Raw genomic sequence first — 26,625 nt, forward strand, 5'->3', positions numbered from 1 at the left:
GAAGTACGCCCCGGCAACCGGGGCGGTTTTGAAACTGTCGGATAATGGATTGGGCGAAGGTTCTTAGTCCGAAACTGCCACGTCGACCCATCGTCCCGATGTCCCGCTTCCGTAGATCCAGACACCGCCATGTACGATCGGCAACATCCGGTCATGTTGCCGTTTCTAAGCATCATTTCGAGTGGCTACCTGTTCACCGGCTCTGCGAGGAACTCATCCGCTTCGTCATCCCGATCTCGGATACCCCGTTAGAAATTGTCCTGTCCTGCCGGATGATTTGCCAGGGTTAATTGAGGCGCGCGCCGTTGGAATTATAGAGATCAGTCGCGCCAATATAAGCCCGGTAACTCCCTACCAGTCGGTTTGTATGAGCTGCAATGACGCTCGACTGAGCAGCTGTGGCCTCATCGAGCGACTCGGGTTCTCAGACTGTTTTTCAAGATTGAAATTTCGGTCTCTAGATGGGCACCTTTATAGACGATCGAGGTTTCGTGCCTTGCGTATTCCCCAGATCGATGAGCACTGCACCAGTTGAAGGATCCGACAGCGAGGAGATTTTCGTCGGCCCAGACGAGCTTGCTGTGGAGCTGCTCAACAGCTTGCAGAGAAACGCCCAGCGCAGACAACAGGTCACCTGCCTCCGCAAAAGTGTCTCGATTTGCCGTGCCGCGCGTCAGGATCGGATCTGCGAAAATCTCCACGTGAATGTTACGTTCCCTAGCTCTTCGGATGGCGGGAAGAAAGCCGGACTGCTCCATCGTGGCTATATTGATCCATGGCGATACTATCGTCAGATTTCGTTTTGCGTCCGCAAGTGCCTTCAGCATGAACGCATCGTGATTGGCGGCATCCCGAAGGACTTCGATCGACGCAGAATTTGGCGACAGATCGGCACGGACCTGCGCTTCGAATGCGAGTTCATTTTGCTGACCGTCAAATAAAAAGCGAGCCAACAAAGCTCTCGGCGTCCCCTCCGCCGCGCCGGCGAAATTATCCATATCGCCAAAGACCATAAATGAATCTTTTGCCCGGGAGACAGCAACGTTCAACATACTCGGCGATAGGTCGATAAATCCGCCATCGGCATGTTTGGAATAGACTGGCGAGAAAATCACGACCTGTCGCTCAGCTCCCTGGAGAGCGTGCACGGTACCGATGGTGATTCCGTCTTCTTTTCCAACGTTGATGCCTTTTCTTCGCAAGCTCGACGGATCTCTGACACTTGGCGACCGAACGGCGTGATGATGCCGACGGTTTTCTCAATAGATTTCCCATACCGCTTTCCAAGCTCTGCCGCATTCGCGACCAACCAAGCAGCTATTGTTCGCGCTTCAAGTACGTTGAACCTGCTGCCTCCGGCCTCCTGGGCAATACCGTCCACATGAAGATAGGCCATAGGTCGCATGGCGGCGCCGACTGCTGTACCACGTTTCGGCTGAAGCGTTCCCTTGTAGCAAAGTTCGTTGCAGTATCGGATGATGTCGTCATAGCAACGCCGGTGTTCAAAGAGATAAAGGCCCCGTTCCAAGTCCTGGTATGGATGGAAGCGGGATGCCGATTGAGCCATTCGCATCGCACTGCCGGTTTTCGACCTGAGGCCAATTACATCAAATCGCCGAAGCGTCGCGAAATCATCAGTGGATGATAGTAGACCCGTGGCAACCAAATTTCCGATGTCAACCGAGGACGGAAGGGAAGTGATCGGCTCGATCTGCTGGGTATCTCCGATCACCATGGCTTTCTTCGCTAGCGCAAATGATGGTCCGGCTACTTCTGGCAATGCCTGCCCAGCTTCATCAACAATGAGGAGATCGATGTTGTTGAAAAGATAATTGGTTTGAAAATTGCCCGTGATGTTGTCACGGCAGGTCATTTTTCCGGGGAGAGTTGCAAAAGTCGATACAGCACAGGGCGTGAGCATCATGCGACGACGCCACATCGATAAGACTATGTCGCGGTCATTTTCGCCTTTCTTGTCTTTTCGAATACGTTGAAGCACAGGGAGCGTCTTCTCCATCTCAAGAAGCCAGCGCCCCTCCCAGTAGTGAGTTGCCAACAAGAACAGTGGGAAACGCAGCTTCCGATCCGCGACACGATCAAACTCGATGATATCCGGGACGACGCCCACTTTTCCGCCTAGACTCGCATACAATTCCTGCCACGCGTTCTCCTGCTTACGCAACTCCTTTAGGGCCACATCTGCTTCTGCATAACTCGCCATCGCGTCTTGCGATCTCGACGTGTTGCTACGGACAAAAGCCCTCAGGTCGGCGTCTATATGCTCTATACGTGCTCCATTAATCACAACCTCATCGACCCCGAGCTCCCGGAGGAACAAACGGGCACGCAGCGTGCGTTTTCGAGCAATGGACGGCAGAAAACTGAAGAGCGAGACGAGCAACGACTCTTGGGCAAGCCAGCCTTCCCATTTGCGCAGCATCTCATTCGTACGCGCTGTGATGGCCTCGCTTTCGATTTTTGCAGCTAGTCGCGCCTGGACCACCAATTCTGGATTTGCTCCAAGTCTTTTCTCGACCTCAGATCTGGCGCTCGACAGCCTTTGGTGAACGTCGTCTGCCTGTAAAAGACGACGATTGCCTGCTTGGATGAGCTGGCGCAGAGCATCGACGATCATCGACACTGTGGGTTGCTTCAATGCAGGAAAGGCGACGTGACCAGCAAGGATATAAGCGACGCTTGCTTTGGCAAGGTAATCACTGTTTTCGATGTCCGAAAAAAACGTCTCAGTCTGATATTTCTTCGAAGCCTCCGCTTCCTTGGTGAAAGAGGCAAGGAATACCCCAAAACTGCGAATGTCCGGTAGCCAACGTCCAGCAAAAGGTCCCTCGCCGTGGCCAAAGTCCTTTCCAAAAGCATCAATGATATTTGTAACGGCTTGATTGTTGGTCGAAGCTGCGACGATCAAGGCTGGATCACCGCCTTCAAGAGCCGACTTAATCCATGCCCCGGCTATCGCTGATAGCAACAACGTGGTCTTGCCCGTGCCGGGCGGCCCATTGACAGCCAAAATATCTCCCGCGTCGGCCCTAGCTAAGTGCGCGAGGACCTCACGCTGGTGGTCTGCAAGAGGAAAATCCGAGTTCGAATGTCCGAGGCGATCGGCCAACAGATGTGGTGCCTGAATTGTGGCCTCGAGTTTCCGAACTTCGGTCCTTGTAACGTTCGCAAGCAAGCGAGAATCCGGCTGCTTTTCGATTAAGGTGTCGATGAGAGACAAGATACGGGCTACAGCAGCGGAAGTGCCCGTCGCAACCCGTATTAAGCCAGATGGTAACATCTGGTATCCGGGATCATTTTCTGGCCAGTTGTGGGCAACATCGCCCATTAGCTTGCGGCAGTAAGCTCGATACCTCTCCCATAGTTTCGGATCTTCCGGATCTGTCTCGAACGGATGTTCCGTAAGGAAGTGATCCAGGTTTTCAACGCCACCGACTGAAAAGGCGCCAAGCAAGAGCGGATCAAGGATATCGCGGGCTATTCGCGTCGCGCCAGGAATGATCTGGCCTTTCCGCGTCAAAAGCGCTTCAGAAATGATTGGCGCAACTTCCAGCGGCAATCCGTCGCCACGCTGTACCGCATTGCTGAATCGCCGGCGCATATGCAAAGGCCGATAGCTCACGCTGATTTGCTGTAAATTCGAGGGGGTATTGGCAAAAAGAGTCTTGACGGTCTCATGGTCAAGACATCCCGTTTTCCCTTCCTCGAAACTGACGACCTTAAACTCCTCCATAGCCCTTTTTGTGAGGCATGCGTCCCCCGACGTACTGTCAGCAATGGCGGCACGCCAGTATTTCAGGACGGACAGGTTCGCTTTCATGAAATTGCCTCAGAAAATGATCTATCATTTGACGCCTCAGGCTTGACGAAAGTCGAACCAAGTGCACACATCGATTTCATCATTGCAACGATTGCGTTAATACGCGGTGTCGTGCTCGCGCAAGAATCTATAAGGCATAGATCAGAGGACACGTATAGTTACCGCTCTTGCAAGCAACTGCGCCGGAATGAAACGCAAACCGGATACGCCTGAGCAATCTGCAGGACATAAAAAAACGCCCTGGCAGATCAGGGCGTTTTTACATGTTAGCGACCAGTTCTGGGATCACGCAGACGGCTGCTTGGTCTTTCTGAGATAGGGCAGAACCGTATCGAAGGAGCCGAAGCGGGCGATGGCGTCTTCGTTGGAGACGGCAGCGGTGATGATGACGTCGTCGCCCTGGTTCCAGTTGGCCGGCGTTGCAACCTGGTGTTTGGCGGTCAGCTGGATGGAATCGATGGCGCGCAGGATCTCGTTGAAATTGCGGCCCGTCGTCATTGGGTAGGTGAGGATCAGCTTGATCTTCTTGTCCGGGCCGATGACGAAGACCGAGCGCACGGTGGCGTTGTCGGCGGGCGTGCGGCCTTCGGAGCTCTCGCCGGCACCGGCCGGCAGCATGTCATAGAGCTTGGCGACCTTGAGGTCCTTGTCGCCGATCAGCGGATATTCGACATCGAAGCCGGTTGCTGTCTTGATGTCGTTCTTCCACTTGCCGTGGCTTTCGACCGGATCGACGGAAATGCCGATGATCTTGACGCCGCGCTTCTTAAACTCGCCCTCGAGGCCGGCCATGGTGCCGAGCTCGGTCGTGCAGACAGGCGTGAAGTTCTTCGGATGCGAGAAGAGAACCGCCCAGCCATTGCCGATCCAGTCATGGAACTGAACGGGGCCCTGGGTGGTGTCGGCGGTGAAATCGGGAGCAATATCGTTAATGCGTAGGCTCATGGTCGGCCCTCCAATTGCGGATCGTTAAATCTGAGCACTCACAGGCAGTTCTGCGTGCGGATGACTATCTACAGACCTGCGCCAAGCGCGGTCAAACCAAAGCCTTCCCCGAAAGGGGCGACGGCGGAATATTTATTTCCACCTACAAAGATGGCCTGACATCGGACTACCGGCATCATGCGCGCAAAAAGGCAGCGGCGCGCGCGCAAATCGATGCTTTTCGCATGCCGCGTTATTCCCTACTCACTATCGAAGAATGACAAAGAGGGAAGCGGCGATGGCGGCACCATTCTACTGGAATGAATTGAACACTTATGATTTTGCCGCGCTTTCTGCCGACACGACCATCGCTATCCTGCCGATCGCTTCGACCGAGCAACACGGTCCGCATCTGCCCATCGCAACCGATGTGGCGATCGCCAACGGCATGTTGGCGGAACTGCGCCGGCAACGGCCCGAGGACCTCGACATCCTCGTCCTGCCGACCCAGGAAATCGGCAAGGCCAACGAGCATGTCTATGGTCCAGGTACGCTTTCCCTCGGCGCCGAGCTGCTGATCCCCGTCTGGACCGCGATCGGCGCGAAGGTGGCGGAGGCGGGTGTGCGCAAGCTCGTTATCGTCAACTCGCATGGCGGCAATGTCGATATCATGAGCATCGTCGCCCGCGAGCTGCGCGTGCGTTACCAGATGGCCGTGGTTTCCACCCAATGGGGCCGGTTCGGCAATCCTGACGGCATGATCAGCGAGCACGAGACACGTCACGGCATTCATGGCGGCGAAGTCGAGACATCGCTGATGCTGCATTTCCGACCGGAGCTGGTACGGATGGAGAAGGCTGAGAATTTCGTTTCGAAGGCCGAATGGATGCGCGAGCAATCGCAGTATATCCAGCCGCTGCCGCCACATTCGCTCGCCTGGATCGCGCATGATCTCAATCCGAACGGCGTCGTTGGCGATGCTTCGAAGGGCACGGCCGAAAAGGGCGAAGCAATTTGCCGCCATCAGGTGAAGGGCTTTATCGAGCTGCTCCATGACCTGAAGCGCTATCCGCTCTCCAACCTTTATTCGCAATAATTATGCAGTGACCGGCCGCTCCATTGGAATATGCCCCTTGGCCTGCAGTTCCTGTACGAGACCTGCAAGCTCGGCTAGCAAATACTCCACAAAGAGGCTGGTGGCGGAATCGAGCGGCGCGCGGGCGCGTGCAAAAAGCTTCATCGGCTGGTGGCGGCTGTGCGGCTCGGCAATCGGGCGGAATACCAGCTCACCCTGGCGGCATTCGGTGATGACATCGAGCGGGTTCAGCATGGAGAGCCCTGCCCCGCATTTGACCAGCTTCTTCAGCATTTCCGAGGCATTGGTCTCCAGAACCGGCTCGACAGGGATATCGAGCCTCGCCATCGCAAGGTTGATGACCTCGCGCAGGCTGGTACCCTGCTGCGCAAGTACCAGCCGTTCCTGCACGACATCGGCAAGGCTGATCGGTCCGGGTCCGATCAGGGGGTGGCCAGGCGGCAGGATGACGCCGATCGGGATATCGAAATTGCCGAGCGTGCGGATCCCGGGTGTCGCCGGTATATTGAAGCCGAGGCCGATATCCACCTCACCCGACAGAACCGGATTGACTGTCATCGTGCCTGCATCGTTGCGCAGGTGGATGAAAACGCGCGGATGCTCGGACTGGAAGCGCGCGATGATTTCCGGCAATGGTCCCGCGGCAAGACCGACCGTCGTCACCAGCCGCACCTTGCCGGCCTGCTGCATCTTCAGGCTCTTGATACGTCCTTCCAGCCGCTCGTAGTTCTTCAGAACCTCGCGGATATGCTCGATGCAGAGTTCGCCGGCCGCCGTCAGGCGCAGGCCGCGCGGCAGGCGCTCGAAGAGTGGGGCGCCCATTTCCTCCTCCAGCGCCAGGATCTGCCGGTTGATGGCGGAAGAGGCGACGTTGAGGCGCGCTGCGGCTTTCCGGATCGAGCCGGTGCGGGCGATCTCGTTGATGTAGAGAAGCTTTCTGGAGTGCAGCATCGCGACCTCGTTGCATCGTTTTTGAGCACAGCGCCCAATTTAGGCACAGACATCTAGTGAGATGCCAAAAAGGCATCACTGCGCACGAATTTTGCTGCTTTTCAAAGAGCGAAGCAATCGCTCAAATGAAGAAAATCGGGAGCCGAAAACGAGCTTCCGGGGCACCAGAAGGGGAACGCCGCCATGTCCAACAGATTGAAAACATCAGCATTTTCTGCAGTTCTTGGGCTTGGCGGCATGCTTGCTGCCAGCGTACCCGGTTATGCGCTCGACAAGGTCAGCTATGGCACCAACTGGCTGGCGCAGGCCGAACATGGCGGCTTCTATCAGGCTGTGGCCGACGGAACCTATGCCAAATACGGCCTTGACGTTTCCATCGTCCAGGGCGGGCCGAATGCCGCCAACAACGCACTGCTGATATCGGGCAAGATCGACTTCTATATGGGCGGGCCGCAGGGCGAAATCTCAGCCGTCGAGCAGGGTATTCCGCTCGTCGACGTCGCCGCGATCTTTCAGAAAGACCCGCAGATCCTGATCGCCCATCCTGACGTCGGCGTCGATAAGTTCGCGGATCTTGCGAAGCTGAAAACCCTGTTCCTCAGCAAGGATGGCTATCTCACCTATTTCGAGTGGATGAAGGCGAACTTTCAGGGCTTCAAGGATGAGCAATACAAGCCCTACAATTTCAATCCAGGCCCCTTCCTTGCCGACAAGCAATCCGCTCAGCAGGGTTACCTGACCTCGGAGCCTTACGAGATCCAGAAACAGACTGGCTGGGAGCCGAAGGTCTTCCTGCTCGCCGACAACGGCTATTCGCCCTATTCGACGATGATCACCACGACCCAGCAGATGGTCGATGCCAAGCCTGACGTCGTGCAGCGCTTCGTCGATGCCTCGATCGAGGGCTGGTACAACTATCTCTACGGCGACAACAGCAAGGGCAATGAGCTGATCAAAAAGGACAATCCGGAAATGACGGATGGCCAGATCGCTTATTCGATCGCCAAGATGAAGGAATACGGCATCATCGAATCCGGTGAGGGCCTGGAAAAGGGCATCGGCTGCATCACCGACGCTCACTACAAGAAGTTCTTCGACGAAATGGTGGCTATCAAGGTCTTCAAGCCTGAGACCGACTACACCAAGGCCTTTACGACGAAGTTCGTGTGCAAGAGCGTTGGTGTATCGCTGAAGAAATAAGCCTCCCACGGCAGGCTCGTCGCCCTCAGGCGGCGGGCCGCATCCCCTTCGATAAAAGAGCGAGAGAATGTCCCTAGCCGAAACCAAGGCGGCGCCTTCGAAGGAAATACGCAAGCGGCCACTGGTCGTCATGCAATCGGTCTCGAAGGTCTTTTCCAGCGGCACGATTGCGCTTTCAGGCATGTCGCTAACGGTCGAAAGCGGCGAGTTCATCAGCCTTCTCGGTCCCTCCGGCTGCGGCAAATCCACGGCGCTGCGCATCATCGCGGGTCTTGGCGACGTCACCTCGGGCAAGATCGACTGGCCAAGCTCGCGCATCAATTCGAAAGGCCTGCCGGAAGGCGATATCGGCTTCGTCTTCCAGGAGCCGACGCTGATGCCCTGGAAGACAGTTTTCGGCAATGTCTATCTGCCGCTGAAACTGCGCGGCGTTTCCAAGGCGGAGGCGAGCGACCGGATCATGCAAGCGCTCGCGACTGTCGGCCTGCAGGATTTCGCCGATGCCTACCCGCGGGAACTCTCCGGCGGCATGAAGATGCGTGTGTCGATCGCCCGCGCCTTGGTGACCAAACCGAAACTGCTGCTGATGGACGAGCCTTTCGCCGCTCTGGACGAGATTACCCGCCAGAAGCTCAATGATGACGTTTTGCGGTTGTGGAAAGCGACCGGCATCACGGTGATTTTCGTCACGCATTCCGTCTTTGAGTCTGCCTATCTTTCCAATCGGATCGTGGTGATGAAGGCGCGACCCGGCCGCGTCCACGCTGATATTCCGCTGACGACGAGCCGCGATCGCGACGCGCATTACCGGACTTCCGAGGAATACCGGCAGGCCTGTGAGACCGTTTCCTATTCGCTGATTGGCGCGATCAACGCGGCAAAGGAAGACTGATGAGCATCGAGACCGTCGAAAATTCCATGCCGGCGGTGTCCAATCCGCTCAATGCAAAGCGCCGGGATCTGGCGCTCCGCATTACCGTGCCTTTTTTCTCCATCATCGTGCTGATTGCGATCTGGGCGATCTATGTCAAGGTTTCGGGTGTGCCGCCCTATATACTTCCTAGCCCACTTGCGGTCGCCGGAGCGCTCGTCAGCGATTGGGGCACGCTTTCGCCGGCGCTCTGGGTTACGACCAAGATTACCTTCATGTCGCTGGCGCTCGCGCTGATCGGCGGCGTCGGTTTTGCGATCTTCCTGGTACAGTCGCGCTGGATCGAGATCGCCTTCTATCCGCTCGCCGTCATCCTGCAGGTCACGCCGATCGTGGCAATCTCGCCGCTGATCCTGATCTATGCGCCCTCGACGCAGGTGGCGTTACTGATCTGCGCTTTTCTCGTCGCTTTCTTCCCGATCCTGTCGAACATGGTACAGGGATTGAAGAGCGTCGATCACAACCTCATCAATCTCTTCGAGCTCTACGGCGCCTCGCGCTGGCAGACGCTGCTTTATCTGAAGTTGCCTGCGGCCCAGCCCTATTTCATGACCGGGCTTCGCATCGGCGGCGGCCTGGCGCTGATTGCGGCGGTCGTGGCCGAGTTTGCGGCAGGTTCGGCGGGTGCTGGCTCCGGCCTCGCCTTCCGGCTCCTCGAAGCGCAATACCGCATGAATATCCCCCGCCTCTTCGCCGCGCTCTTCATGCTGTCGATGCTCGGCGTCGCGATCTTTGCCATTACCTCCTTCATTTCATGGCTCAGCCTGCATCGCTGGCATGAGAGCAGCCTGAAGCGGGAAAATTGATGACCTATTCCTTCATGTCTCCCCCGAATGCGGGCCGCTTTGTGCTTGCCAATGCGACGCTTCCGGCTGTCGCCGTCAGCAGCTTTGCTGCTGCCTCCAATGAGGGCCTCGTCAAGGCCGACATCGTGATTGCCGACGGTCTCATCTCGGCAATCCTGCCCTCCGGAACAGCACCCGCGGAATTCGCCAAGTCCGATATGAAGGAAGGCATGGTCTGGCCGTGCTTTGCCGATATCCATACGCATCTGGACAAGGGCCATATCTGGCCGCGCAAGCCCAATCCGGACGGCACCTTCATGGGTGCACTGGAGGCCGTCGGCAGCGATCGGGAGGCAAACTGGTCGGCGGCGGATGTGCGCAAGCGTATGGAATTTTCGCTGCGCTCGGCCTATGTGCACGGCACCGGCCTGATCCGTACGCATCTGGATTCACTTGCTCCCCAGCACCGTATTTCTTTCGAGGTCTTTGCCGAGGTGCGCGAGGACTGGAAGGACAAGATTGCCCTGCAGGCGGTCGCTCTCTTCCCGCTGGACAATATGGCGGACGAAGCGTTCTTTGCCGATCTCGTCGCTGTCGTGAAGGACAAGGGCGGCCTGCTCGGCGGTGTCACCAAGATGGGACCGTCACTTGACTGGCAGCTCGATACGCTTTTGCGTGCGGCAGCGGAGAACGGTCTCGATGTTGATCTGCATGTCGACGAAACGGATGATCCGGGCGCTGAGACCTTGAAGGCTATCGCCGAAGCCGTTCTGCGCAACCGGTTCGAAGGCAAGGTGACGGCGGGTCATTGCTGCTCGCTCGCCCGGCAGGATGATGATACCGCGCAACGGACGGTGGAACTGGTTCATCGGGCGGGAATCTCGATCATCTCGCTGCCGATGTGCAACATGTACCTGCAGGACCGCTATCCTGATCGTACACCGCGCTGGCGTGGTGTGACGCTCTTCAAGGAGCTGGCAGCCGCCGGTGTTGCGACGGCCGTCGCCTCGGACAACACCCGCGATCCCTTCTATGCCTATGGCGATCTCGACCCCATCGAGGTATTCCGCGAGGCGGTGCGCATCCTGCATCTGGACCATCCGCTCGATAGCGCCGCTCGCGTCATTACCTCCTCCCCGGCCAAGATTGCTGGCAGGCCGCAGATGGGCCGCATTGCCGTCGGTAATCCTGCAGATCTCGTGCTCTTCAGCGCCCGGCGCTGGAGCGAATTCCTTTCCCGTCCCCAGTCTGACCGCGTCGTGCTTCGCCGCGGCAAGGTGATCGACCGCAGCCTGCCGGATTACCGTGAACTAGATAGCGTCGTTGGAGCCTGACATGGCCGATTATAAGAAGATCAGACAAGAACTCGAAGGTATCGCGATCGAGGACAATCCGGCGCTCGTTCGCCAGAAGAGCCGCGATTTCTACTGGTATTCGCCGATCCTGAAGGCGCAGCTCGACAATGTGACGGCCGATATCGTCGTCACACCGAAGAACGAGGCCGAAGTCATCCAGACGCTGAAGGTTGCCTTCGCCCACGGTGTGCCTGTCACCCCACGTGGCGCCGGCACGGGCAATTACGGCCAGGCCATGCCGCTTTCAGGCGGTATCGTGCTCAATCTGGCTGCCATGGACAAGATCAAGGAAATCCATCCCGGCCGCGTCATCTGCGAACCCGGCATCGTCATCGCCCAGCTCGACAAGCAGACCAAGGCACATTCCGGACAGGAATTGCGTTTCCATCCCTCGACCGCCCAGACGGCAACGGTCGGCGGCTTCATTGCCGGCGGCTCTGGCGGCGTCGGCTCGATCACCTGGGGCGGGTTGCGTGATCTTGGCAATATCCTACGCCTGCGCGTCGTGACCATGGAGGCGGAGCCGCGTGTGCTTGATCTCACCGGCTGGGACCTGCAGAAGGTCAGCCACGCCTATGGCACCAACGGCATCATCACGGAAATCGAGATGCCGCTGGCACCCGCCTATGACTGGGTGGATGTTCTGGTCGGCTATGACGACTTCATGGATGCAGTGCGCTTCTCCGATGCGCTGGCGAAGTGCAACGGCATTCTCGTGAAGGAAATAGCGCCGATCGCCGCGCCGATCCCGCATGAATATTTCACCCGTCACAAGCCCTATATTCGTCAGGGCCAGTCGATTGTCGTTCTGATGATTGCGCCGCACTCGATGGATGCCTTCCTGGCCTTTACGGCAGCGCAGAAGGGTGAAATCATGTTCCGTTCCGACAAGGTCGAGAGCATGCGCGGCATCCCGCATGCCTATGAACTTGCCTGGAACCACACGACGCTGCGTGCGCTCAAGGTCGATCCGTCCTTCACCTATCTGCAGGTGCAGTATCCGGGGCCGGATCATGTCGCCAAGGTGAAGAAGATGGTGGAGATTTTCGGCGATGAGGTGCCGGGTCATCTCGAATTCATCAAGTTCGATGGACAGATCCAGTGCTCGGGGCTGCCGCTGGTACGCTACACGACAGAGGAGCGGCTGGAAGAGATCATCAAGATCCATCAGGATCATGGCTGCCCGATCTTCAACCCGCACCGCTATACGCTCGAAGAGGGCGGCATGAAGCGCACAGACAAAGTGCAGCTCGCCTTCAAGCATGAGACCGATCCGAAGGGCCTGCTCAATCCTGGCAAGATGATCGCGTGGGAGAATCCCAATTTCGATTTCAATGCCGGCAAGAACTATCTCTTCCCCGGCCTTGCCGCCGTCATGGAGGCTTCATGAGGGTTCTTGTCCTCCACTCGCATCCGGTCGAGGAAAGCTACGGCAAGGCGCTCTACAGACAGACCCTGGAGAGCCTCGCCAAGGCCGGGCACGAGGTGGATGCGTGCGATCTCTATGCGGAAAATTTCGACCCCGTCCTGTCGAAACATGACCGGCTCGTCTATCACGACTATCCCGGCAATACCTCGCTGGTGAAACCCTATGTCGAGAGGCTGAAGCAGGCCGAGGCGCTGGTCATCTGCACACCGGTCTGGAACTTCGGTTTTCCGGCCATCCTCAAGGGCTATTTCGACCGGGTCTGGCTCCCCGGTGTTTCCTTCGAACTTGTCGACGGCAAGGTTGAATCCCGCCTACGCCATATCAAGAAGCTCGGTGCGGTGCTTACCTATGGCGCGACACCTTTCCGCGCCTTCGTCGCCGGCAATCCGCCCAAGAAGATCGTGAAGCGTGTTTTGCGGGCGCAGATCAACCCGTTCAATCCAGTCACGTTCCTCGCCCATTACGATATGAACAATTGCACCCCAGAGACGCGGGCAGCGTTTCTCGCCAAGGTGAAGAGCGCGATGGAGCGCTTCTAAAGTCGCGCAAGAATGTGGTGCGGTTTTGCGACAACCACATGCGAAAACAAGTGCCTGAAGCGCGGCAAGCAAATCAGAAGGATTGCGATACGCTTTAGGAAGCGGCCTACATGCGTGCTGCCACGCCGTTGAGTTGCGCGGTCGTGATCGCTGCGGAGCCTGCGGTCAAACCTTAGAAAACCTTCGCGGCCGTTACTTCCACCTCGACCAGAAATTCGGGCCGGGTAAAGCCGCTGACGATGATGAGCGTCGAAACCGGTTTCGGGTCGAGCGTGAAGCGGTCGCGCACTGCCATATAGGCCGGGAAATCCTCCCGCTTCGTCACGAAGCCGGAAATGCGGATGACATCGGCAAAGCTCATCTCCGCCTCGGCGAGGATCGCCTTGATCGCCTCGAAGCAGAGCTCGGCCTGAGCCGTCACATCCTCGGGGACCTTTTCATCGAGGCCGATTCCAAGTTGACCTGACGTCACCAGCAAGGACGCGCCCGGCGGCACGAGAAGGCCGTGATTGTAATTTCCGAAGGGGCGGCGGACGGATGGCGGGTTGAAAATCTTCTTCATGAAAAACCTCGCTATAGACAGAGTTTTATAGCGAGGATTTTCGGCATATTCCAAGCGCTTGCTCGCGGTTTCGTCCTCAAAAATCGAGAGACTGCTGGGCGTGCGGTGGCGGGCCGACATGCACGCCTTCGAGTTCCAGCATGTGCAGTTTGGCGCTCGAACCGCCGGGCGCCGAAAAACCGCCGATCTTGCCGCCTGCGGCCAGCACGCGATGGCAGGGAATGATGAGCGCGACAGGGTTCTTCGCCATCGCCTGGCCGACGTCGCGTGCAGCTTCCGGGCCGGCGCCGAGTTCCTTGGCGAGCGTGCCGTAGGTGGTCGTGCGACCCCAACTGACGCGGCGTGCAGCAGCATAGATATCGCGGAAGAATGCGTCCTGGCCGTCAAGGTCAACGGCGACAGTGGAGAAGTCGACTTCCTCACCTTCGAAGTAGCGCTTTACCGCAGCAACGGCGTCCAGAATCTGCGGGGTCGGCCTGCCCGGTTCGGCAGCGGGCAACCGGCGCAGCAACAAGCGTTCTGTCGACTCGGCACTCTTCGTCGGCAGCTGGAACCGCGTCACGCCGGCATCGCTCCAGGCAATGCCGCAAAAGCCGCCGGCGGTTTCGAAGATCAGATATTGATGCACTTTCTGAGCCATGGTGAAGCCCTCATATTCCGTAGGGCATCAGAATCGTACCACGAAGGCGTAAGTTCAACCCGTTTCTTGCGCATGTCTCGACAAAATGTCAGGCCGATGCGGCAGTGCTGCAAGCGTGGGTATCTGCGGTCTCTTCGCCTTCGCCTTGCCTTTTACAGCATCGAACAGCGCGTAGCCGCCGGTCCAACGGCCGAAGCCGCTGGCAATGTTGATATGGCCTGCGAGACCTATGTTGCGAACCTCGGTTTTCCAGAGGCGGGTGTAGAAGCTCAAACGGTCGAGCGACATGTATTTGTCGTCGAGGCTGCCGACGGTGAGGCCCGGAAAGGGGAGCGGGTTGGTCGGCATGGGGCCGAAGGCGAGCGAGCCTGGATGCAGCCGCTCGGTTGCAGGTAAATCGCACGGGGCGACCAGAAGCGCTCCCTTTACCCGGCGGGCCAGTGGCCGGTCGGCGAGCCTCGCGGTCAAGATACAGCCCAGGCTGTGGGCAACGATATAGGCTTCTCCCGCCTCCAGCAGCGCCTGTTCCAGTCGCTCCATCCAGCGGTCGAGACGAGCATGATTCCAGTCGTCCTGGTCGACCAGCCGGCTTTGAGGCACGTCATCAAGCCAATAGTGCTGCCAATGCCCCTCGTCGGAACCAAACAGACCCGGCACGATCAGGATTTTTGTCATTGCTATCTCCTGGCGCATGCGCAGCAAACCGCCGCGACGCATCTCAGCCAGAATTATCCATAAACTTTATGGACTAAAGAAATGAAGCTCCAAAACCCGCGAGAAAGCTGGAAAATCCATCGCGGGATCAGAAGCTGCCGCAACGACGCCTGCCGCGAATATAACAATTGATCGGGTACTGTCCCACTCATTGAGAGAGGCCGGTTCGACCGGCCTTTTTCATGCCCGCCTGATGAAACTGTTGATCCGGTTGCCTCGTACGTCCGTAACAGACAGAGAGGCAAGACAGGGAGCAGCCATTGGCACGAGAGACTGTTGCAAGACCGGTCATCGTCTGGTTCCGCAAGGACTTGCGTCTTGACGACAACAGGGCCCTGTATGCGGCATGCGCATCGGGGCGGCCCGTCATTCCGCTTTATATCCGCGAACCTCAGGAAGACGGCACAGGGCCTCTTGGCGCTGCCCAGGCATGGTGGTTGCATCATTCACTGCATGCGCTTGACGCGGCCCTCAAAAAACATGGCGGCAAGCTCATTCTGGCAAGCGGTCATGCCCGCCATGCGCTTGCCGACATCATCAGGCGGAGCGGTGCGGAAGCCGTGTTCTGGAACCGCCGTTATGATCCGCCGGGCATTGCGATCGACACCCGCCTCAAGCATGAATTCGAAAAACAGGCGATCGAGGCACGCAGCTTCGGCGGCCAGCTTCTGCATGAGCCGACCAGACTCAAAACGACAAGCGGCACTTCATACCGCGTCTATACGCCATTCTGGCGGGCGCTCGAAGAAGGCGGCGAGCCGGAGGCGCCGGTCGATGTGCCCGAGCGCTTCCGCTTCCCAAAACAGTTTCCGGCTTCCGAAGTGCTGGCCTCCTGGAAGCTCCTGCCGCTTAAGCCGAACTGGGCAAAGTCCTTCCCCGACATGTGGACGCCGGGTGAAGCGGCAGCCCAGGAAAAGCTCAGCGCCTTTGTCGAGGATGGACTTTCAGGTTATTCGGCCGATCGGGATTTCCCCGGAAAGACCGCAACCTCCCTTCTCTCTCCGCACTTGGCACTCGGCGAAATCTCGCCTGCCCGCATCTGGGACGCCACGGAGGGACTTTCGCGGCGCATTCCATCCGACGATATCGTACGCTTCCGCAAGGAACTGGCGTGGCGGGAATTCTCTTACCATCTGCTCTTCCATTTTCCGGAGCTTGCCAGGGATAACTGGAACGACAGTTTCGACGGCTTCGGTTGGCGCGAAGATGAAGACGGATTTCATGCCTGGTGCAACGGCCAGACGGGCTATCCCATCGTCGACGCCGGCATGCGCCAGCTCTGGCGCCATGGCTGGATGCACAACCGTGTGCGGATGATAACAGCCTCGTTTCTCATCAAGGACCTGCTGGTCGACTGGCGCCGCGGCGAAGCCTGGTTCCGAGACACGCTCGTCGATGCCGATCCGGCCAGTAACGCGGCCAGCTGGCAGTGGGTGGCAGGTTCAGGTGCCGATGCCTCCCCCTTTTTCCGCATCTTCAATCCAATGTTGCAGGGCGAAAAATTCGATGCCGACGGCAGCTATATCAGGCAGTTCGTGCCGGAGCTCGGAAAGCTCGAGGACAAATATATCCATCGGCCATTCGAGGCACCAGCGAGCGTGCTCGAAAACGCCGGCGTCACGCTTGGCAAAACCTACCCCAGACCCATTGTCGATCACGCCACGGCGCGCCGCCGGGCGCTGAAGGTCTATAGTGCCATAAAGGATGCAGCATGAATGCGCATGTTCCTTCGCTGCCACGCCGCCTCAAGATCGCCGTCATAGGATCGGGCATATCGGGTGCCTCGGCCGCCTGGGCGCTCAATCCTGTCCATGATGTGACACTCTACGAGAAAGATGCCCGGCCGGGCGGCCATACGGCAACGGTCGGTGTCGACTATGACGGGCTGAACATTCCGGTCGATACCGGCTTCATCGTCTACAACGAGCACAATTATCCCAATCTGACCGCGCTCTTTGCGGAGCTCGGCGTCGCCACGCATGCCAGCGACATGAGCTTTTCGCTGTCGCTGGATCAGGGCAGGTTGGAGTGGAGCGGCGGCGGGCTGTCGTCGATATTCGCGCAGAAGCGCAATCTGCTGAACCCCTCCTTCCTCTGGATGATCCGCGAGATCCTGCGCTTCAACCGGACCTGCCTGGAAGACCGGGCGGCCGGGCACCTGGCCTCGCGCTCGATCGGCGATTATCTCGACTGGCGCGGCTTCTCGCCGGGTTTCACCAACAACTATCTGGTGCCGATGGCCGCGGCGATCTGGTCGACGCCATCAGCGCGGATGCTGCAATTTCCCGCCGAGCATTTCGTCAATTTCTTCGACAATCACCGGCTTATCTATCGCCGTCAGCATCAGTGGCGCACCGTCACCGGCGGCAGCCGCAACTACCTGAAAAAGCTTCTGTCACCGCTCGGCGACAAATTGAAGCTCGGCTGCGGCGTGCGTGGCGTGATCCGCAGCGACAAGGGCGTCACCCTGATCGACGAGACCGGCGGCGAGGCCTTCTTCGACAAGGTGATTTTCGCCTGCCACAGCGATCAGACGGCGCGGCTGCTGATCGATGCGACGGATCAGGAAAAGCGATTGCTCGCTGCGATCTCCTATCAGCCCAACCGCGTTATCCTGCACCGTGACGCCAGCCTGATGCCGACGCGGCGCAAGGTATGGGCCTCCTGGAACTATCTGCGTTCGAGCCATGCCGACGGCAGGGCCGGCGTGGCCGTGACCTACTGGATGAACAGGCTGCAGGGCATAGACCCGAATTTTCCGCTCTTCGTCACGCTCAACCCGGACCGCGAACCGGAGAGCCGCAAGGTCTTTGCAGAGTTCACCTATGAGCATCCGCAGTTTTCCGCCGAAGCGATGGCAGCGCAACGGGCGATTGCCGCCATCCAGGGAAGAAACAATTGCTATTTCGCGGGCGCCTGGACCGGATACGGATTCCACGAGGATGGACTTGTTTCCGGCCTAGCGGCGGCGGAGGCGCTGGGCGGGATCACACCATGGCGGACCGCCTGGCCCTCCTCCCGTGAAACCATACTGGAAGCGGAAGCATGACGATGTCCCGCGGAAGCCCCCACGCATCGAGCTATGGCGTCAGCCTGACGCGAAACGGTCCTCCGCCGGACGCAGCGGCGGTAGTTTATGTGGGCAACGTCATGCATCAGCGCATGAAACCATTCGGCCATCGCTTCCAGTATCGTGTCTTTTCGCTCTCTATCGATCTCGATCGGTTGGAAGAAGCCAACGGACAGTCGGCGCTGTTTTCGGTCAACCGAAGCAATCTCGTCTCGTTCCATGAAGAGGACCATGCAGCAGATGGAAAGCTGCGCTCCCATGCCGATCGCCTGCTTGCGGGCGCCTGTGTCGAGCGACCGGCCAAGATCCTGCTCGTCTGTTATCCGCGGATCTTCGGCTACGTCTTCAATCCCCTTTCGGTCTACTATGCTTATGACGACAGGGATGCCTTGATTGCGCTGATCTACGAGGTGCGCAACACCTTCGGCGAACGGCATAGTTATGTCTGCCCTGTCGAGGAGAATGAAATTTTCGAAAGCGGTCTTCGCCAGACCTGCGACAAGCTCTTTTACGTCTCTCCCTTCATTGGTATCGGCATGCGCTATCATTTCCGCATGCTGCCGCCCGGCCAGGAAATCCGCTGGCGCATCCTGGAAACCGATGCGGAAGGACCGCTTCTTGCCGCAACGTTCGCCGGTCGGAAAAGGTCGCTGACTGGCCGGACACTCGGTTATCTTCTCGCAGCCATTCCCTTCCTGACCATCAAGATCATGGCCGGAATTCACTGGGAGGCTCTGAAACTCTGGCTGAAAGGCGCCATCTACGTTCGCCGGCCACCACCTCCGCCGCCTGTCAGCGTGAAGTCGGCAAGCCGGCTTGCAGAAGCTGCGGAATGAATCTAGCGTTTGCTGCAATCGCCGGAGGAGAGGCGCAAGCATTGTCCTGACCGGCCTAAAAATACGGGAGGGATGGACAGTGAGCAATATACAGGATTTGAATCAATCTGCCCGGGACGCGGTGACGCTGACGGCGGAAAATATTTCACGCATCGTCAAAGGCCTGCCCTTCAAAGCGAAGCTTGCGCTGCGCGGCCTGATGCGCATGCAGCACGGCTCCCTTGCCGTCACGCTGCCCGACGGGCGCAAGGTGTTCATCAAGGGTAAGACTGCCGGACCCGGCGCTGCGTTGACGCTTCGAAACTGGAACCTTGCCGGTCGTGCACTGACCAGCGGCACGATCGGTGTCGCCGAGACCTATATGGACGGCGACTGGGACAGCCCCGATATCACCGCCCTCCTCGAGCTTTTCCTCGTCAACGGCGAGGCCGCACACCGCTATTCTCATGGCAAGGACGGTGTCGGGCGCTTCGTCGAGCGCATTCGCCACTGGATGAATGCCAACACCAAGACGGGCTCCAAGCGCAATATCTCTGCCCATTACGATCTCGGCAACGACTTCTACAGGCAATGGCTCGATCCGAGCATGACCTATTCCTCGGCGCTCTATTCGACCGGCGCCAATGACCTGCAATCGGCACAGAACGCAAAATATCGATCGCTGGCAGAGGCGACCGGCATCAAGCCCGGCGATCATGTGCTGGAAATCGGCTGTGGCTGGGGCGGCTTTGCCGAGTTCGCGGCAAGCGAGTTGAACTGCCGAGTAACGGGGCTGACTATCAGCCGCGAGCAGCTTACCTTCGCGCAGGAGCGCATCAGCAGGGCGGGACTTGGCGACAAGGTTGATTTCCGCTTTCAGGACTATCGAGACGAGACCGGGGTCTATGACCGCATCGTCTCGATCGAGATGTTCGAGGCCGTGGGCGAGAAATACTGGCCGGCCTATTTCTCCAAGCTCAAACAATGCCTGAAGCCCGGTGGCAAGGCTGGGCTGCAGATCATCACCATTCGTCCTGAATCTTTCGAGCAATATCGCAGCAATCCGGATTTCATCCAGAAATATGTCTTCCCCGGCGGCATGCTGCCGACCCGCCACCACCTTGCCGAACTCGGCAAGAAAATGGACCTATCACTGGTCAGAGACTTTGGCTTCGGCCTCGACTATGCCCGCACACTGGCGGAATGGCGCGAGCGCTTCTGGTCCGTCTGGCACCAGCTCCGGCCGATGGGTTTCGACGACCGGTTCAAGCGGCTCTGGGAATTCTACCTGTTCTATTGCGAGGCCGGCTTTCGCGCCCGCAACATCGATGTGCGGCAGGTGGTCTTTTCGCGGCCTTGATCACTCGGCCGGATGCGGCGTCACCGACCGGTGACTGGAGTTGGCAGGTCGCTCGCCCCAACCGGTGAAGCGGTTCACCAGTGCGAAATAGAGACCGTAAGGCAAGATCCGCAGGAACTTCAGCACATAGGTGAAGCGCTTCGGGAAGGTGATCTCGAAGGCCTGCGATTTGAGGCCCGCCGCAATGCGCTCTGCCGCCGTCTCCGGCGAAACCAGTGCCGGCATGGGAAAGGCATTCTTGCGGGTTGCCGGCGTATCGACGAAGCCCGGATTGATCAGTTGGATGCGGATGCCGATCTTGTCGAGATCGAATTTCAGGCTTTCGGCCATGTTGATCAGGGCAGCCTTGGTCGCGCCGTAGGCGGCGCTGGTCGGCAATCCCGTGTAGCCCGTCACAGAGGAAACGATGGCGATCTGCCCCTGCCCTTTCGCCTTCATGTGGCGGATCGCCGGCAGCAGGCAATTGACGACGCCTGACAGGTTGACGGCAAAAGTCTTCTCGAAATCGGCTCGGTTCAGATCCTCGCCGTGGACGGGCTGATAGACGCCTGCACAGAGGATCGCCATGGCGAGCGCACCATGCTCATATTCGATCGAGGCCATGACATGTTCCATGTCTTCGGCATCGGTCACATCGCCATCGAGCACGATGATGCTGCCCGACAGTCCGGCTGCCTCAAGCTGCAATTCCACCAGTTTTTCGTGATTGCGGGCGGTGACGGCGACCCTGTATCCCTCGCCTGCGAGCTTCAGCGCCAGCGCCCGGCCTATTCCGGAACTTGCACCGGAAATCCAGACGATACCATGTTCTGGACGGGCGATGAAATTACGCATGACACTTCCTCCGGTCTGCCGATTTGAACACGAAAACAGGCCCGGAAGCTCCTCATCTCTCCCGGGACGATGGCTCTATCACAGCATTGTGGCTGCTTTCAGCCGATTAGGTCGCCGATGATCTGCCGGAAGGAGCCGGTGAGCTTGATCGGGCCGTCCGAAACGGCAAAGGCGATGCAGGGCCGATCCTTCTCGGCGACGGGGCGATGGTCGACGGTGGCATCCGCAACCGAGATATCCCCTGGCCCGAAACGGCCGCGCTCGTCGCGGAAAGCGCCATCGAGGATGAGGATCAGTTCCATACCCGCATGCGTATGGGCAGGCAGTGCGCGGCCGGGCCTTATCCACATCAGGCTGACCTCGCAGCCGTCGATATCGGTCGCATATTCCTTGAAGCCCGGAAGGCGCTTGCGCCACGGCACGTCGTCAGCTTCGAAACCGATGAGATTGCGCAAGGCGCGCGGGAAAAGAGCGCCGTGGGGACGTGCAGGGAGTTTTGGAGGGGCGGCAGGAGCCTTGGAGCCGAAGATTGCCGCAAGCTTCGCATCGCGGTCGCTGATTGGGATTGATGGCGTGCTCTCCAGAGCTTCTCCAGCCAGCCGTTCGAGGTCAACCACCAGGCCGCGATTGTCCGGCTTCATTTCAAGATGAGATTCCACGAGTGCGCGGGCCGGCACCGGAAGGGAGCCAGCAACATAATGCGCCATCAATGCATCGATCGTGTCGATATGCTCGTGAACCATGTCAGATTCGGTCACGCCTTGTTCCTGCGCCCGTGCTTGCTTTGTCGTCATCCATACGCCGAAAGTCAATCTTCGGATCACTGCTTGCCCGGGCCGAGCGAAAGGCTGGAAATAGAAGACTAATTTTATCGTGGGCTTAGAAGGCATGGAATAGGATTTCTTGCCAATGCCGCCTTGTGAAGGGAAAAGACCGTTCCTAAACTATGCGTAAACGAGGCAGATTCCATGACCTTCCACCCCTCCGTAATCGAGGCTATCGGCAATACGCCCCTCATCAAGCTCAAGGGTGTTTCCGAGGCGACCGGCTGCACCATTCTCGGCAAGGCCGAGTTTCTCAATCCCGGCCAGTCGGTGAAAGACCGAGCGGCGCTCTACATCATCCGTGATGCCGAGAAAAAGGGCCTGCTCAAGCCCGGCGGCGTCATCGTCGAAGGCACGGCCGGAAATACCGGGATTGGCCTGACGCTCGTCGCCAAGGCACTCGGCTATCGTACCGTGATCGTCATTCCGGAAACGCAGAGCCAGGAAAAGAAGGATGCGCTGCGGCTGCTCGGCGCCGAGCTCGTGGAGGTTCCGGCCGTTCCCTACAAGAACCCGAACAACTACGTGAAGGTTTCGGGTCGCCTTGCCGAGCAGCTTGCCAAGAGCGAGCCGAACGGTGCGATCTGGGCGAACCAGTTCGACAACGTCGCCAACCGTCAGGCGCATATCGAAACCACCGCGCCCGAGATCTGGAACGACATGGGCGGCAAGGTCGATGGCTTCATCTGCTCGGTCGGTTCAGGCGGCACGCTTGCCGGCGTGGCGGCAGGTCTCAAGGCCTTCAACAAGGACATCAAGATCGGCATTGCCGATCCCGAGGGTGCTGCGCTCTACGAATTCTACGCGAACGGCACGTTGAAGTCCGAGGGCTCATCGATCACCGAAGGTATCGGCCAGGGGCGCGTCACTGCCAACCTCGAAGGCTTCACGCCAGATTTCGCTTATCACGTCACCGATGCCGAGGCGCTTCCCTACCTCTTCGATCTCGTCGAGAATGAGGGCCTTTGCCTTGGCGGTTCCACAGCGATCAACATTGCCGGTGCGGTTCGCCTCGCCAGGGATCTCGGCCCCGGCCACACGGTCGTGACAATCCTCTGCGATTATGGCAACCGCTATCAGTCCAAACTCTTCAATCCGGATTTCCTTTCATCCAAGGGCCTGCCCATTCCTCAATGGATGGTCGGCTCGACGGATATCAAGATACCTTACGAACCCGCAGCGTGAGCCTCCATGCCAGTCAATGCCCTCTACCGTGACGACTTCTATCTTTCCACATGCGAAGCGGTCGTCACGGCCGTTCACGAGGATGGGGGCATTGAGCTGGACCAGACCTGCTTTTACGCGACATCGGGCGGGCAGCCGGGCGATACCGGCTTCTTCGAACGGGCTGACGGCTCCAAGATAGAGCTTGGGCAGGCGAAACATGGCGCGACCAAGGACATCGTCATTCATGTACCGCTGGAAGGCCAGGCTCGGCCTGAGATCAGCGAGAAGTTGGTGCTGCATATCGACTGGCCGCGCCGCTACAGACTGATGCGCATGCACACCGCCTGCCATCTTCTGTCGGTCGTCTGCTCCTATCCGATCACGGGGGCAGCGGTCGGCGAGGACGAAAGCCGCGTCGACTTCGACATGACCGATACGATCGACAAGGACGAGGTGACGGCCAAGCTGATGGACCTCGTCAATCAGAACCATCCGGTCTATCTTCAGTGGATTACGGATGAGGAGCTCGCCGCCAATCCCGGCATCGTCAAATCGAAGAATGTGCGTCCTCCTGTTGGCCTTGGCCGCGTCAGCCTCGTCTGCATCGGCGAGAATTCTGCTGTTGACAGTCAGCCCTGTGGCGGCACGCATGTTTCGGAAACACAGGAAGTCGGTCAGATTCATATTGCCAAGATCGAGAAGAAGGGCAAAGAGAACCGGCGCTTCCGCATTCGCTTCGGCACGCCCGGCGACGATACCTGATATTTGGGGAGATCATCATGAGCGACACCAAGAGCCGTTTCGTCGTCTCGGCCGACTGGCTGCAGGCTGAACTCGGCAAAGCCGATCTGCGCGTGCTCGACGCGTCCTTCTATCTTCCGGCGCAGAAGCGTGACGCCAACGCGGAATATGCCGCCGGCCATATTCCGGGCGCCATCCGTTTCGACCAGGACAAGATCGCCGACCATTCGACGAACCTGCCGCACACGATCCCCTCGCCCGATTATTTCGCCGCGGAGGCCGGTAAGCTCGGCATCAGCGAGAATGACCGGATCGTCGTCTATGACGGCATCGGCATGTTCGCCTCGCCGCGTGTCTGGTGGCTGTTCCGGGTGATGGGCGCAAAGAACGTTTTCGTGCTCGATGGCGGATTGGACGGCTGGAAAGCTGAAGGACGAGCGCTCGAAACCGAGGTGCCGCACTATGCTCCGGTGAGTTTCAAGACGAATTACGACGCCGGCCGTGTCGTTCATCTCGAACAGATGCGCGATATCGTTGCGAGCGCTGCCCTGCAGATCGCCGATGCACGCAGCGCCGGCCGTTTCGCCGCTGCAGAGCCCGAACCGCGTGCAGGAATGCGCTCCGGCCATATGCCAGGCGCACGCAGCCTGCCATCAGGCGTCTTCGCCAATCAGGGCCGTTTCAAATCGCTGCCGGAACTGAAGCAGACAATCGAGGATGCTGGTATCGACCTCTCCAAGCCGGTCGTCACCTCCTGCGGATCGGGCATTACCGCCGCAATCATCACGCTGGCGCTGGAATCGCTCGGCCATACTGATAACAAGCTCTATGACGGCTCCTGGAGCGAATGGGGCAGCCGCGAGGACACGCTCGTCGTCACCGGCCCGCCTGAACCGGTCAAAGCCTGACCGCCATGGGAAAGACGCCCGCCTCGCTCAAGGCCCATATTACGCGGCTTGAAATGGTCGCGCCGCCGAAGGCAAGCCTGCCTGTGCCCGTCAACATACAGACGGCAATCATGCGCGCCCCAGGTATTCCCTTGGCCTTCTATCGCTACCTCTACCGGCAGGTTGGTGCGCGCTGGCAGTGGGTCGACCGATTGAGGATGAGTGACGAGGAGCTTACGGCAGCGCTGCATGACAAGCGCAACAATATCAGCGTACTCTACGTCAACGGTGCGCCGGCCGGCTTCTTTGAATATCTCTGCGAGGACGAGGATACGATCGAGCTCTCCCATTTCGGGCTCTTCGAACATGCGCTCGGCCTCGGCATCGGCAAATGGTTCCTGCTCCAGGCGCTCTACGCGATCTGGACACTGAACCCGACAAAGGTCACGACGACCACCAACAATCTTGACCATCCACGGGCATTACAGCTCTATCAGATGTTCGGTTTCTCTCCCGTCTCCACCGGCACCGGGATCGTCAGGCCGTTGAGCGACAAGGAACTGCTGGAAATCGCCAGGAAAAGCTGATCACGTTTGCATGCCACGTGCTGTTCGAAGCAAGAATCGGGTGGCTTGGTTGAGCGTCAGCGCGGAAACTACGGCAAAGCTCACAAGGAGATTTGCCATGACCAGCATCCAGTTTTCCGCCATGCCGACAAGAGATGCAGAAGCGCTCTGGAGCGGCGGCCGCGACGCCTATGATCAATTGCCTGAGACGATGATATCCGATGGTCCAGGCCATCCCTGCCGCCACTGCCTGCGAAATATCGGCGCTGGCGAAGAACTCTTCGTCTTTGCCTACCGGCCCTTTCCGGAACTGCAGCCCTATGCCGAGACCGGCCCGATCTTCCTGCACAAGCAGCCTTGCAAGCGCTATTCCGCCGAAGAGGTTCTGCCTCCTGTCTTGACGACAAGCACTGACTTCATTGTGCGCGGCTATGGGGAGAATGACAGAATCGTCTACGGCACCGGTGCGGTCACGCCGATCGAGAAGATCCCTGCTTATGCGACGGAACTGCTTGCGCGACCCGGCATCGCCTATGTGCATGTGCGCTCCGCGCGCAACAATTGCTACCAATGCCGGATCGACAAAGTAAAAGCGCCGGCCCTTGCGGCAACCGGCGCCTTCATCTGACCTAGAGTCAGCTGGCTTACGCTACGTTCAGCACGCTTTCCGGCGCGACAGCTTCATAACCAAGCGCGTCAGCGACCGGCTTGTTGGTGATGCGGCCCCTGTGGACGTTCAAGCCGTTGCGCAGGTGCTTGTCCTCAGCGATGGCGCGCAGGCCGCGATCGGCGAGTGCGAGACCGTGGACGAGTGTCGCATTGTTCAGTGCGTGAGCAGACGTGACGGGAACGGCGCCCGGCATGTTGGCGACGCAATAATGCACGACGCCGTCGACGACATAGGTCGGCTCGGAATGGGTCGTTGCATGCGAGGTTTCGAAGCAGCCGCCCTGGTCGATCGCGACGTCGACGATGACAGAGCCCTTCTTCATGCCTGTCAGCATTTCGCGGGTCACGAGCTTCGGCGCGGCAGCGCCAGGGATCAGCACGGCACCGATGACAAGATCAGCGGAGAAAACTTCTTCTTCCAGGGCCTGAATGCTGGAATAGCGCGTATGGATACGGCCATTGAAGATATCGTCGAGCTGGCGTAGGCGCGGCAGCGACTTGTCGAGAATGCTGACATCAGCCCCGAGACCGGCTGCCATCTTGGCTGCATGCAGGCCGACGACGCCGCCGCCGATGATGGCAACTTTGGCCGGGAGAACGCCGGGCACGCCGCCGAGCAGGATGCCGAGGCCGCCATTGGCCTTCTGCAACGCGGTGGCACCGGCCTGGATCGAAAGACGACCGGCGACTTCGGACATCGGCGCCAGGAGCGGCAGGCCGCCGCGATC

At 58.8% G+C, this 26,625-nt stretch carries 26 protein-coding genes; 16 read left to right on the plus strand and 10 right to left on the minus strand.

Annotated elements, in window-relative coordinates; all coding sequences use genetic code 11:
• Positions 1-404 precede the first annotated feature (404 nt).
• The 3 genes from PMI11_RS38495 to PMI11_RS08630 form a co-directional block, all read right to left on the minus strand.
• Positions 405-1,115: a phospholipase D-like domain-containing protein gene (locus PMI11_RS38495; RefSeq protein ID WP_007815624.1), complete on the minus strand. Its 711-nt coding sequence runs from the start codon at positions 1,113-1,115 to the stop codon at positions 405-407.
• Positions 1,112-3,838 (minus strand): DEAD/DEAH box helicase, encoded by a 2,727-nt coding sequence (locus PMI11_RS38500; RefSeq protein ID WP_007815639.1) that lies wholly within the window; start codon positions 3,836-3,838, stop codon positions 1,112-1,114. Before PMI11_RS38500 ends, PMI11_RS38495 begins: the two co-directional genes overlap by 4 nt.
• A gap of 285 nt (positions 3,839-4,123) precedes the next feature.
• Positions 4,124-4,783: a peroxiredoxin gene (locus PMI11_RS08630; protein ID WP_007815641.1), complete on the minus strand. Its 660-nt coding sequence runs from the start codon at positions 4,781-4,783 to the stop codon at positions 4,124-4,126.
• A gap of 277 nt (positions 4,784-5,060) precedes the next feature.
• Between PMI11_RS08630 and PMI11_RS08635 the strand changes: the two genes are divergently transcribed.
• Positions 5,061-5,858 carry a creatininase family protein gene (locus PMI11_RS08635; RefSeq protein ID WP_007815642.1) on the plus strand — a complete coding sequence of 266 codons (798 nt, stop codon included), beginning with the start codon at positions 5,061-5,063 and terminating at the stop codon, positions 5,856-5,858.
• Here PMI11_RS08635 and PMI11_RS08640 read toward each other — a convergent pair whose 3' ends face one another.
• On the minus strand, positions 5,859-6,809 hold the full coding sequence (locus PMI11_RS08640; protein ID WP_007815645.1) for a LysR substrate-binding domain-containing protein: 951 nt from the start codon (positions 6,807-6,809) through the stop codon (positions 5,859-5,861).
• A gap of 183 nt (positions 6,810-6,992) precedes the next feature.
• Between PMI11_RS08640 and PMI11_RS08645 the strand changes: the two genes are divergently transcribed.
• The 6 genes from PMI11_RS08645 to PMI11_RS08670 all read left to right on the plus strand — a co-directional run bounded on the left by PMI11_RS08645 (position 6,993) and on the right by PMI11_RS08670 (position 13,048).
• Positions 6,993-8,009 (plus strand): ABC transporter substrate-binding protein, encoded by a 1,017-nt coding sequence (locus PMI11_RS08645; RefSeq protein ID WP_007815647.1) that lies wholly within the window; start codon positions 6,993-6,995, stop codon positions 8,007-8,009.
• Between the two features lie 67 nt (positions 8,010-8,076).
• Positions 8,077-8,901 (plus strand): ABC transporter ATP-binding protein, encoded by an 825-nt coding sequence (locus PMI11_RS08650; RefSeq protein ID WP_007815649.1) that lies wholly within the window; start codon positions 8,077-8,079, stop codon positions 8,899-8,901.
• Entirely contained in the window at positions 8,901-9,746 is an 846-nt protein-coding gene (locus PMI11_RS08655) for an ABC transporter permease (RefSeq protein WP_007815651.1), read from the plus strand. Before PMI11_RS08650 ends, PMI11_RS08655 begins: the two co-directional genes overlap by 1 nt.
• Positions 9,746-11,059, plus strand: a complete 1,314-nt coding sequence (locus PMI11_RS08660) for a cytosine deaminase (RefSeq protein WP_007815653.1) — start codon at positions 9,746-9,748, stop codon at positions 11,057-11,059. The genes PMI11_RS08655 and PMI11_RS08660 overlap by 1 nt, the downstream gene beginning before the upstream one ends.
• 1 nt (position 11,060) lies before the next feature.
• A complete protein-coding gene (locus PMI11_RS08665; protein WP_007815655.1) occupies positions 11,061-12,470 on the plus strand; it encodes an FAD-binding oxidoreductase in 1,410 nt (469 codons plus the stop codon).
• Entirely contained in the window at positions 12,467-13,048 is a 582-nt protein-coding gene (locus tag PMI11_RS08670; RefSeq protein ID WP_007815657.1) for an NAD(P)H-dependent oxidoreductase, read from the plus strand. The genes PMI11_RS08665 and PMI11_RS08670 overlap by 4 nt, the downstream gene beginning before the upstream one ends.
• 172 nt (positions 13,049-13,220) lie before the next feature.
• On the opposite strand, the gene PMI11_RS08675 is transcribed toward PMI11_RS08670, so the two are convergent.
• The 3 genes from PMI11_RS08675 to PMI11_RS08685 form a co-directional block, all read right to left on the minus strand.
• Positions 13,221-13,610 carry a RidA family protein gene (locus PMI11_RS08675; RefSeq protein ID WP_007815659.1) on the minus strand — a complete coding sequence of 130 codons (390 nt, stop codon included), beginning with the start codon at positions 13,608-13,610 and terminating at the stop codon, positions 13,221-13,223.
• 76 nt (positions 13,611-13,686) lie between these two features.
• Entirely contained in the window at positions 13,687-14,250 is a 564-nt protein-coding gene (locus tag PMI11_RS08680; protein WP_007815662.1) for a methylated-DNA--[protein]-cysteine S-methyltransferase, read from the minus strand.
• Between the two features lie 54 nt (positions 14,251-14,304).
• Complete coding sequence (locus PMI11_RS08685; protein ID WP_007815664.1) at positions 14,305-14,925, minus strand: RBBP9/YdeN family alpha/beta hydrolase; 621 nt, start codon at positions 14,923-14,925, stop codon at positions 14,305-14,307.
• Between the two features lie 299 nt (positions 14,926-15,224).
• Between PMI11_RS08685 and PMI11_RS08690 the strand changes: the two genes are divergently transcribed.
• The 4 genes from PMI11_RS08690 (at position 15,225) to PMI11_RS08705 (ending at position 20,209) form a co-directional block, all read left to right on the plus strand.
• Positions 15,225-16,679: a cryptochrome/photolyase family protein gene (locus tag PMI11_RS08690; RefSeq protein ID WP_007815666.1), complete on the plus strand. Its 1,455-nt coding sequence runs from the start codon at positions 15,225-15,227 to the stop codon at positions 16,677-16,679.
• Positions 16,676-18,013: an NAD(P)/FAD-dependent oxidoreductase gene (locus PMI11_RS08695; protein WP_007815668.1), complete on the plus strand. Its 1,338-nt coding sequence runs from the start codon at positions 16,676-16,678 to the stop codon at positions 18,011-18,013. Before PMI11_RS08690 ends, PMI11_RS08695 begins: the two co-directional genes overlap by 4 nt.
• Positions 18,010-18,870, plus strand: coding sequence for a DUF1365 domain-containing protein (locus tag PMI11_RS08700; protein ID WP_007815670.1), 861 nt, complete (start codon positions 18,010-18,012; stop codon positions 18,868-18,870). The genes PMI11_RS08695 and PMI11_RS08700 overlap by 4 nt, the downstream gene beginning before the upstream one ends.
• Before the next feature lie 79 nt (positions 18,871-18,949).
• On the plus strand, positions 18,950-20,209 hold the full coding sequence (locus PMI11_RS08705) for an SAM-dependent methyltransferase (protein ID WP_007815673.1): 1,260 nt from the start codon (positions 18,950-18,952) through the stop codon (positions 20,207-20,209).
• On the opposite strand, the gene PMI11_RS08710 is transcribed toward PMI11_RS08705, so the two are convergent.
• Together PMI11_RS08710 and PMI11_RS08715 are read right to left on the minus strand one after the other, a co-directional pair.
• Positions 20,210-21,043: an SDR family NAD(P)-dependent oxidoreductase gene (locus PMI11_RS08710; protein ID WP_007815675.1), complete on the minus strand. Its 834-nt coding sequence runs from the start codon at positions 21,041-21,043 to the stop codon at positions 20,210-20,212. It abuts the gene before it with no gap.
• Between the two features lie 98 nt (positions 21,044-21,141).
• The gene (locus PMI11_RS08715) at positions 21,142-21,801 is read right to left on the minus strand and encodes a ChrR family anti-sigma-E factor (protein WP_007815678.1); all 660 of its coding nucleotides are present in this window, start codon (positions 21,799-21,801) and stop codon (positions 21,142-21,144) included.
• A gap of 210 nt (positions 21,802-22,011) precedes the next feature.
• Here PMI11_RS08715 and PMI11_RS08720 point away from each other — a divergent pair, with 210 nt between their 5' ends.
• The 5 genes from PMI11_RS08720 (at position 22,012) to PMI11_RS08740 (ending at position 25,856) form a co-directional block, all read left to right on the plus strand.
• Positions 22,012-23,052, plus strand: coding sequence for a cysteine synthase A (locus tag PMI11_RS08720; RefSeq protein ID WP_007815679.1), 1,041 nt, complete (start codon positions 22,012-22,014; stop codon positions 23,050-23,052).
• A gap of 6 nt (positions 23,053-23,058) precedes the next feature.
• Entirely contained in the window at positions 23,059-23,796 is a 738-nt protein-coding gene (locus PMI11_RS08725; protein WP_007815681.1) for an alanyl-tRNA editing protein, read from the plus strand.
• A 17-nt stretch (positions 23,797-23,813) separates the two neighbouring features.
• Complete coding sequence (gene sseA / locus PMI11_RS08730; protein ID WP_007815683.1) at positions 23,814-24,683, plus strand: 3-mercaptopyruvate sulfurtransferase; 870 nt, start codon at positions 23,814-23,816, stop codon at positions 24,681-24,683.
• A 5-nt stretch (positions 24,684-24,688) separates the two neighbouring features.
• Positions 24,689-25,249 carry a GNAT family N-acetyltransferase gene (locus PMI11_RS08735; protein WP_007815685.1) on the plus strand — a complete coding sequence of 187 codons (561 nt, stop codon included), beginning with the start codon at positions 24,689-24,691 and terminating at the stop codon, positions 25,247-25,249.
• Positions 25,250-25,346: 97 nt separating this feature from the next.
• On the plus strand, positions 25,347-25,856 hold the full coding sequence (locus PMI11_RS08740) for a DUF1203 domain-containing protein (protein WP_007815687.1): 510 nt from the start codon (positions 25,347-25,349) through the stop codon (positions 25,854-25,856).
• A gap of 16 nt (positions 25,857-25,872) precedes the next feature.
• Here PMI11_RS08740 and PMI11_RS08745 read toward each other — a convergent pair.
• Positions 25,873-26,625 (minus strand): alanine dehydrogenase (locus tag PMI11_RS08745; RefSeq protein ID WP_007815689.1); only part of this gene is annotated, 753 nt, incomplete at its 5' end.

This window comes from Rhizobium sp. CF142, assembly GCF_000281145.1.
Lineage (GTDB): Bacteria > Pseudomonadota > Alphaproteobacteria > Rhizobiales > Rhizobiaceae > Rhizobium.

What these genes read in the sequence shown, in the direction of transcription:
- PMI11_RS38500 (WP_007815639.1), bottom strand. Translation starts at nt 3,838, where the DNA reads ATGAAAGCGAACCTGTCCGTCCTGAAATACTGGCGTGCCGCCATTGCT.
- PMI11_RS08630 (WP_007815641.1), bottom strand. Translation starts at nt 4,783, where the DNA reads ATGAGCCTACGCATTAACGATATTGCTCCCGATTTCACCGCCGACACC.
- PMI11_RS08635 (WP_007815642.1), top strand. Translation starts at nt 5,061, where the DNA reads ATGGCGGCACCATTCTACTGGAATGAATTGAACACTTATGATTTTGCC.
- PMI11_RS08640 (WP_007815645.1), bottom strand. Translation starts at nt 6,809, where the DNA reads ATGCTGCACTCCAGAAAGCTTCTCTACATCAACGAGATCGCCCGCACC.
- PMI11_RS08645 (WP_007815647.1), top strand. Translation starts at nt 6,993, where the DNA reads ATGTCCAACAGATTGAAAACATCAGCATTTTCTGCAGTTCTTGGGCTT.
- PMI11_RS08650 (WP_007815649.1), top strand. Translation starts at nt 8,077, where the DNA reads ATGTCCCTAGCCGAAACCAAGGCGGCGCCTTCGAAGGAAATACGCAAG.
- PMI11_RS08655 (WP_007815651.1), top strand. Translation starts at nt 8,901, where the DNA reads ATGAGCATCGAGACCGTCGAAAATTCCATGCCGGCGGTGTCCAATCCG.
- PMI11_RS08660 (WP_007815653.1), top strand. Translation starts at nt 9,746, where the DNA reads ATGACCTATTCCTTCATGTCTCCCCCGAATGCGGGCCGCTTTGTGCTT.
- PMI11_RS08665 (WP_007815655.1), top strand. Translation starts at nt 11,061, where the DNA reads ATGGCCGATTATAAGAAGATCAGACAAGAACTCGAAGGTATCGCGATC.
- PMI11_RS08670 (WP_007815657.1), top strand. Translation starts at nt 12,467, where the DNA reads ATGAGGGTTCTTGTCCTCCACTCGCATCCGGTCGAGGAAAGCTACGGC.
- PMI11_RS08675 (WP_007815659.1), bottom strand. Translation starts at nt 13,610, where the DNA reads ATGAAGAAGATTTTCAACCCGCCATCCGTCCGCCGCCCCTTCGGAAAT.
- PMI11_RS08680 (WP_007815662.1), bottom strand. Translation starts at nt 14,250, where the DNA reads ATGGCTCAGAAAGTGCATCAATATCTGATCTTCGAAACCGCCGGCGGC.
- PMI11_RS08685 (WP_007815664.1), bottom strand. Translation starts at nt 14,925, where the DNA reads ATGACAAAAATCCTGATCGTGCCGGGTCTGTTTGGTTCCGACGAGGGG.
- PMI11_RS08695 (WP_007815668.1), top strand. Translation starts at nt 16,676, where the DNA reads ATGAATGCGCATGTTCCTTCGCTGCCACGCCGCCTCAAGATCGCCGTC.
- PMI11_RS08700 (WP_007815670.1), top strand. Translation starts at nt 18,010, where the DNA reads ATGACGATGTCCCGCGGAAGCCCCCACGCATCGAGCTATGGCGTCAGC.
- PMI11_RS08710 (WP_007815675.1), bottom strand. Translation starts at nt 21,043, where the DNA reads ATGCGTAATTTCATCGCCCGTCCAGAACATGGTATCGTCTGGATTTCC.
- PMI11_RS08720 (WP_007815679.1), top strand. Translation starts at nt 22,012, where the DNA reads ATGACCTTCCACCCCTCCGTAATCGAGGCTATCGGCAATACGCCCCTC.
- PMI11_RS08725 (WP_007815681.1), top strand. Translation starts at nt 23,059, where the DNA reads ATGCCAGTCAATGCCCTCTACCGTGACGACTTCTATCTTTCCACATGC.
- sseA (WP_007815683.1), top strand. Translation starts at nt 23,814, where the DNA reads ATGAGCGACACCAAGAGCCGTTTCGTCGTCTCGGCCGACTGGCTGCAG.
- PMI11_RS08735 (WP_007815685.1), top strand. Translation starts at nt 24,689, where the DNA reads ATGGGAAAGACGCCCGCCTCGCTCAAGGCCCATATTACGCGGCTTGAA.
- PMI11_RS08740 (WP_007815687.1), top strand. Translation starts at nt 25,347, where the DNA reads ATGACCAGCATCCAGTTTTCCGCCATGCCGACAAGAGATGCAGAAGCG.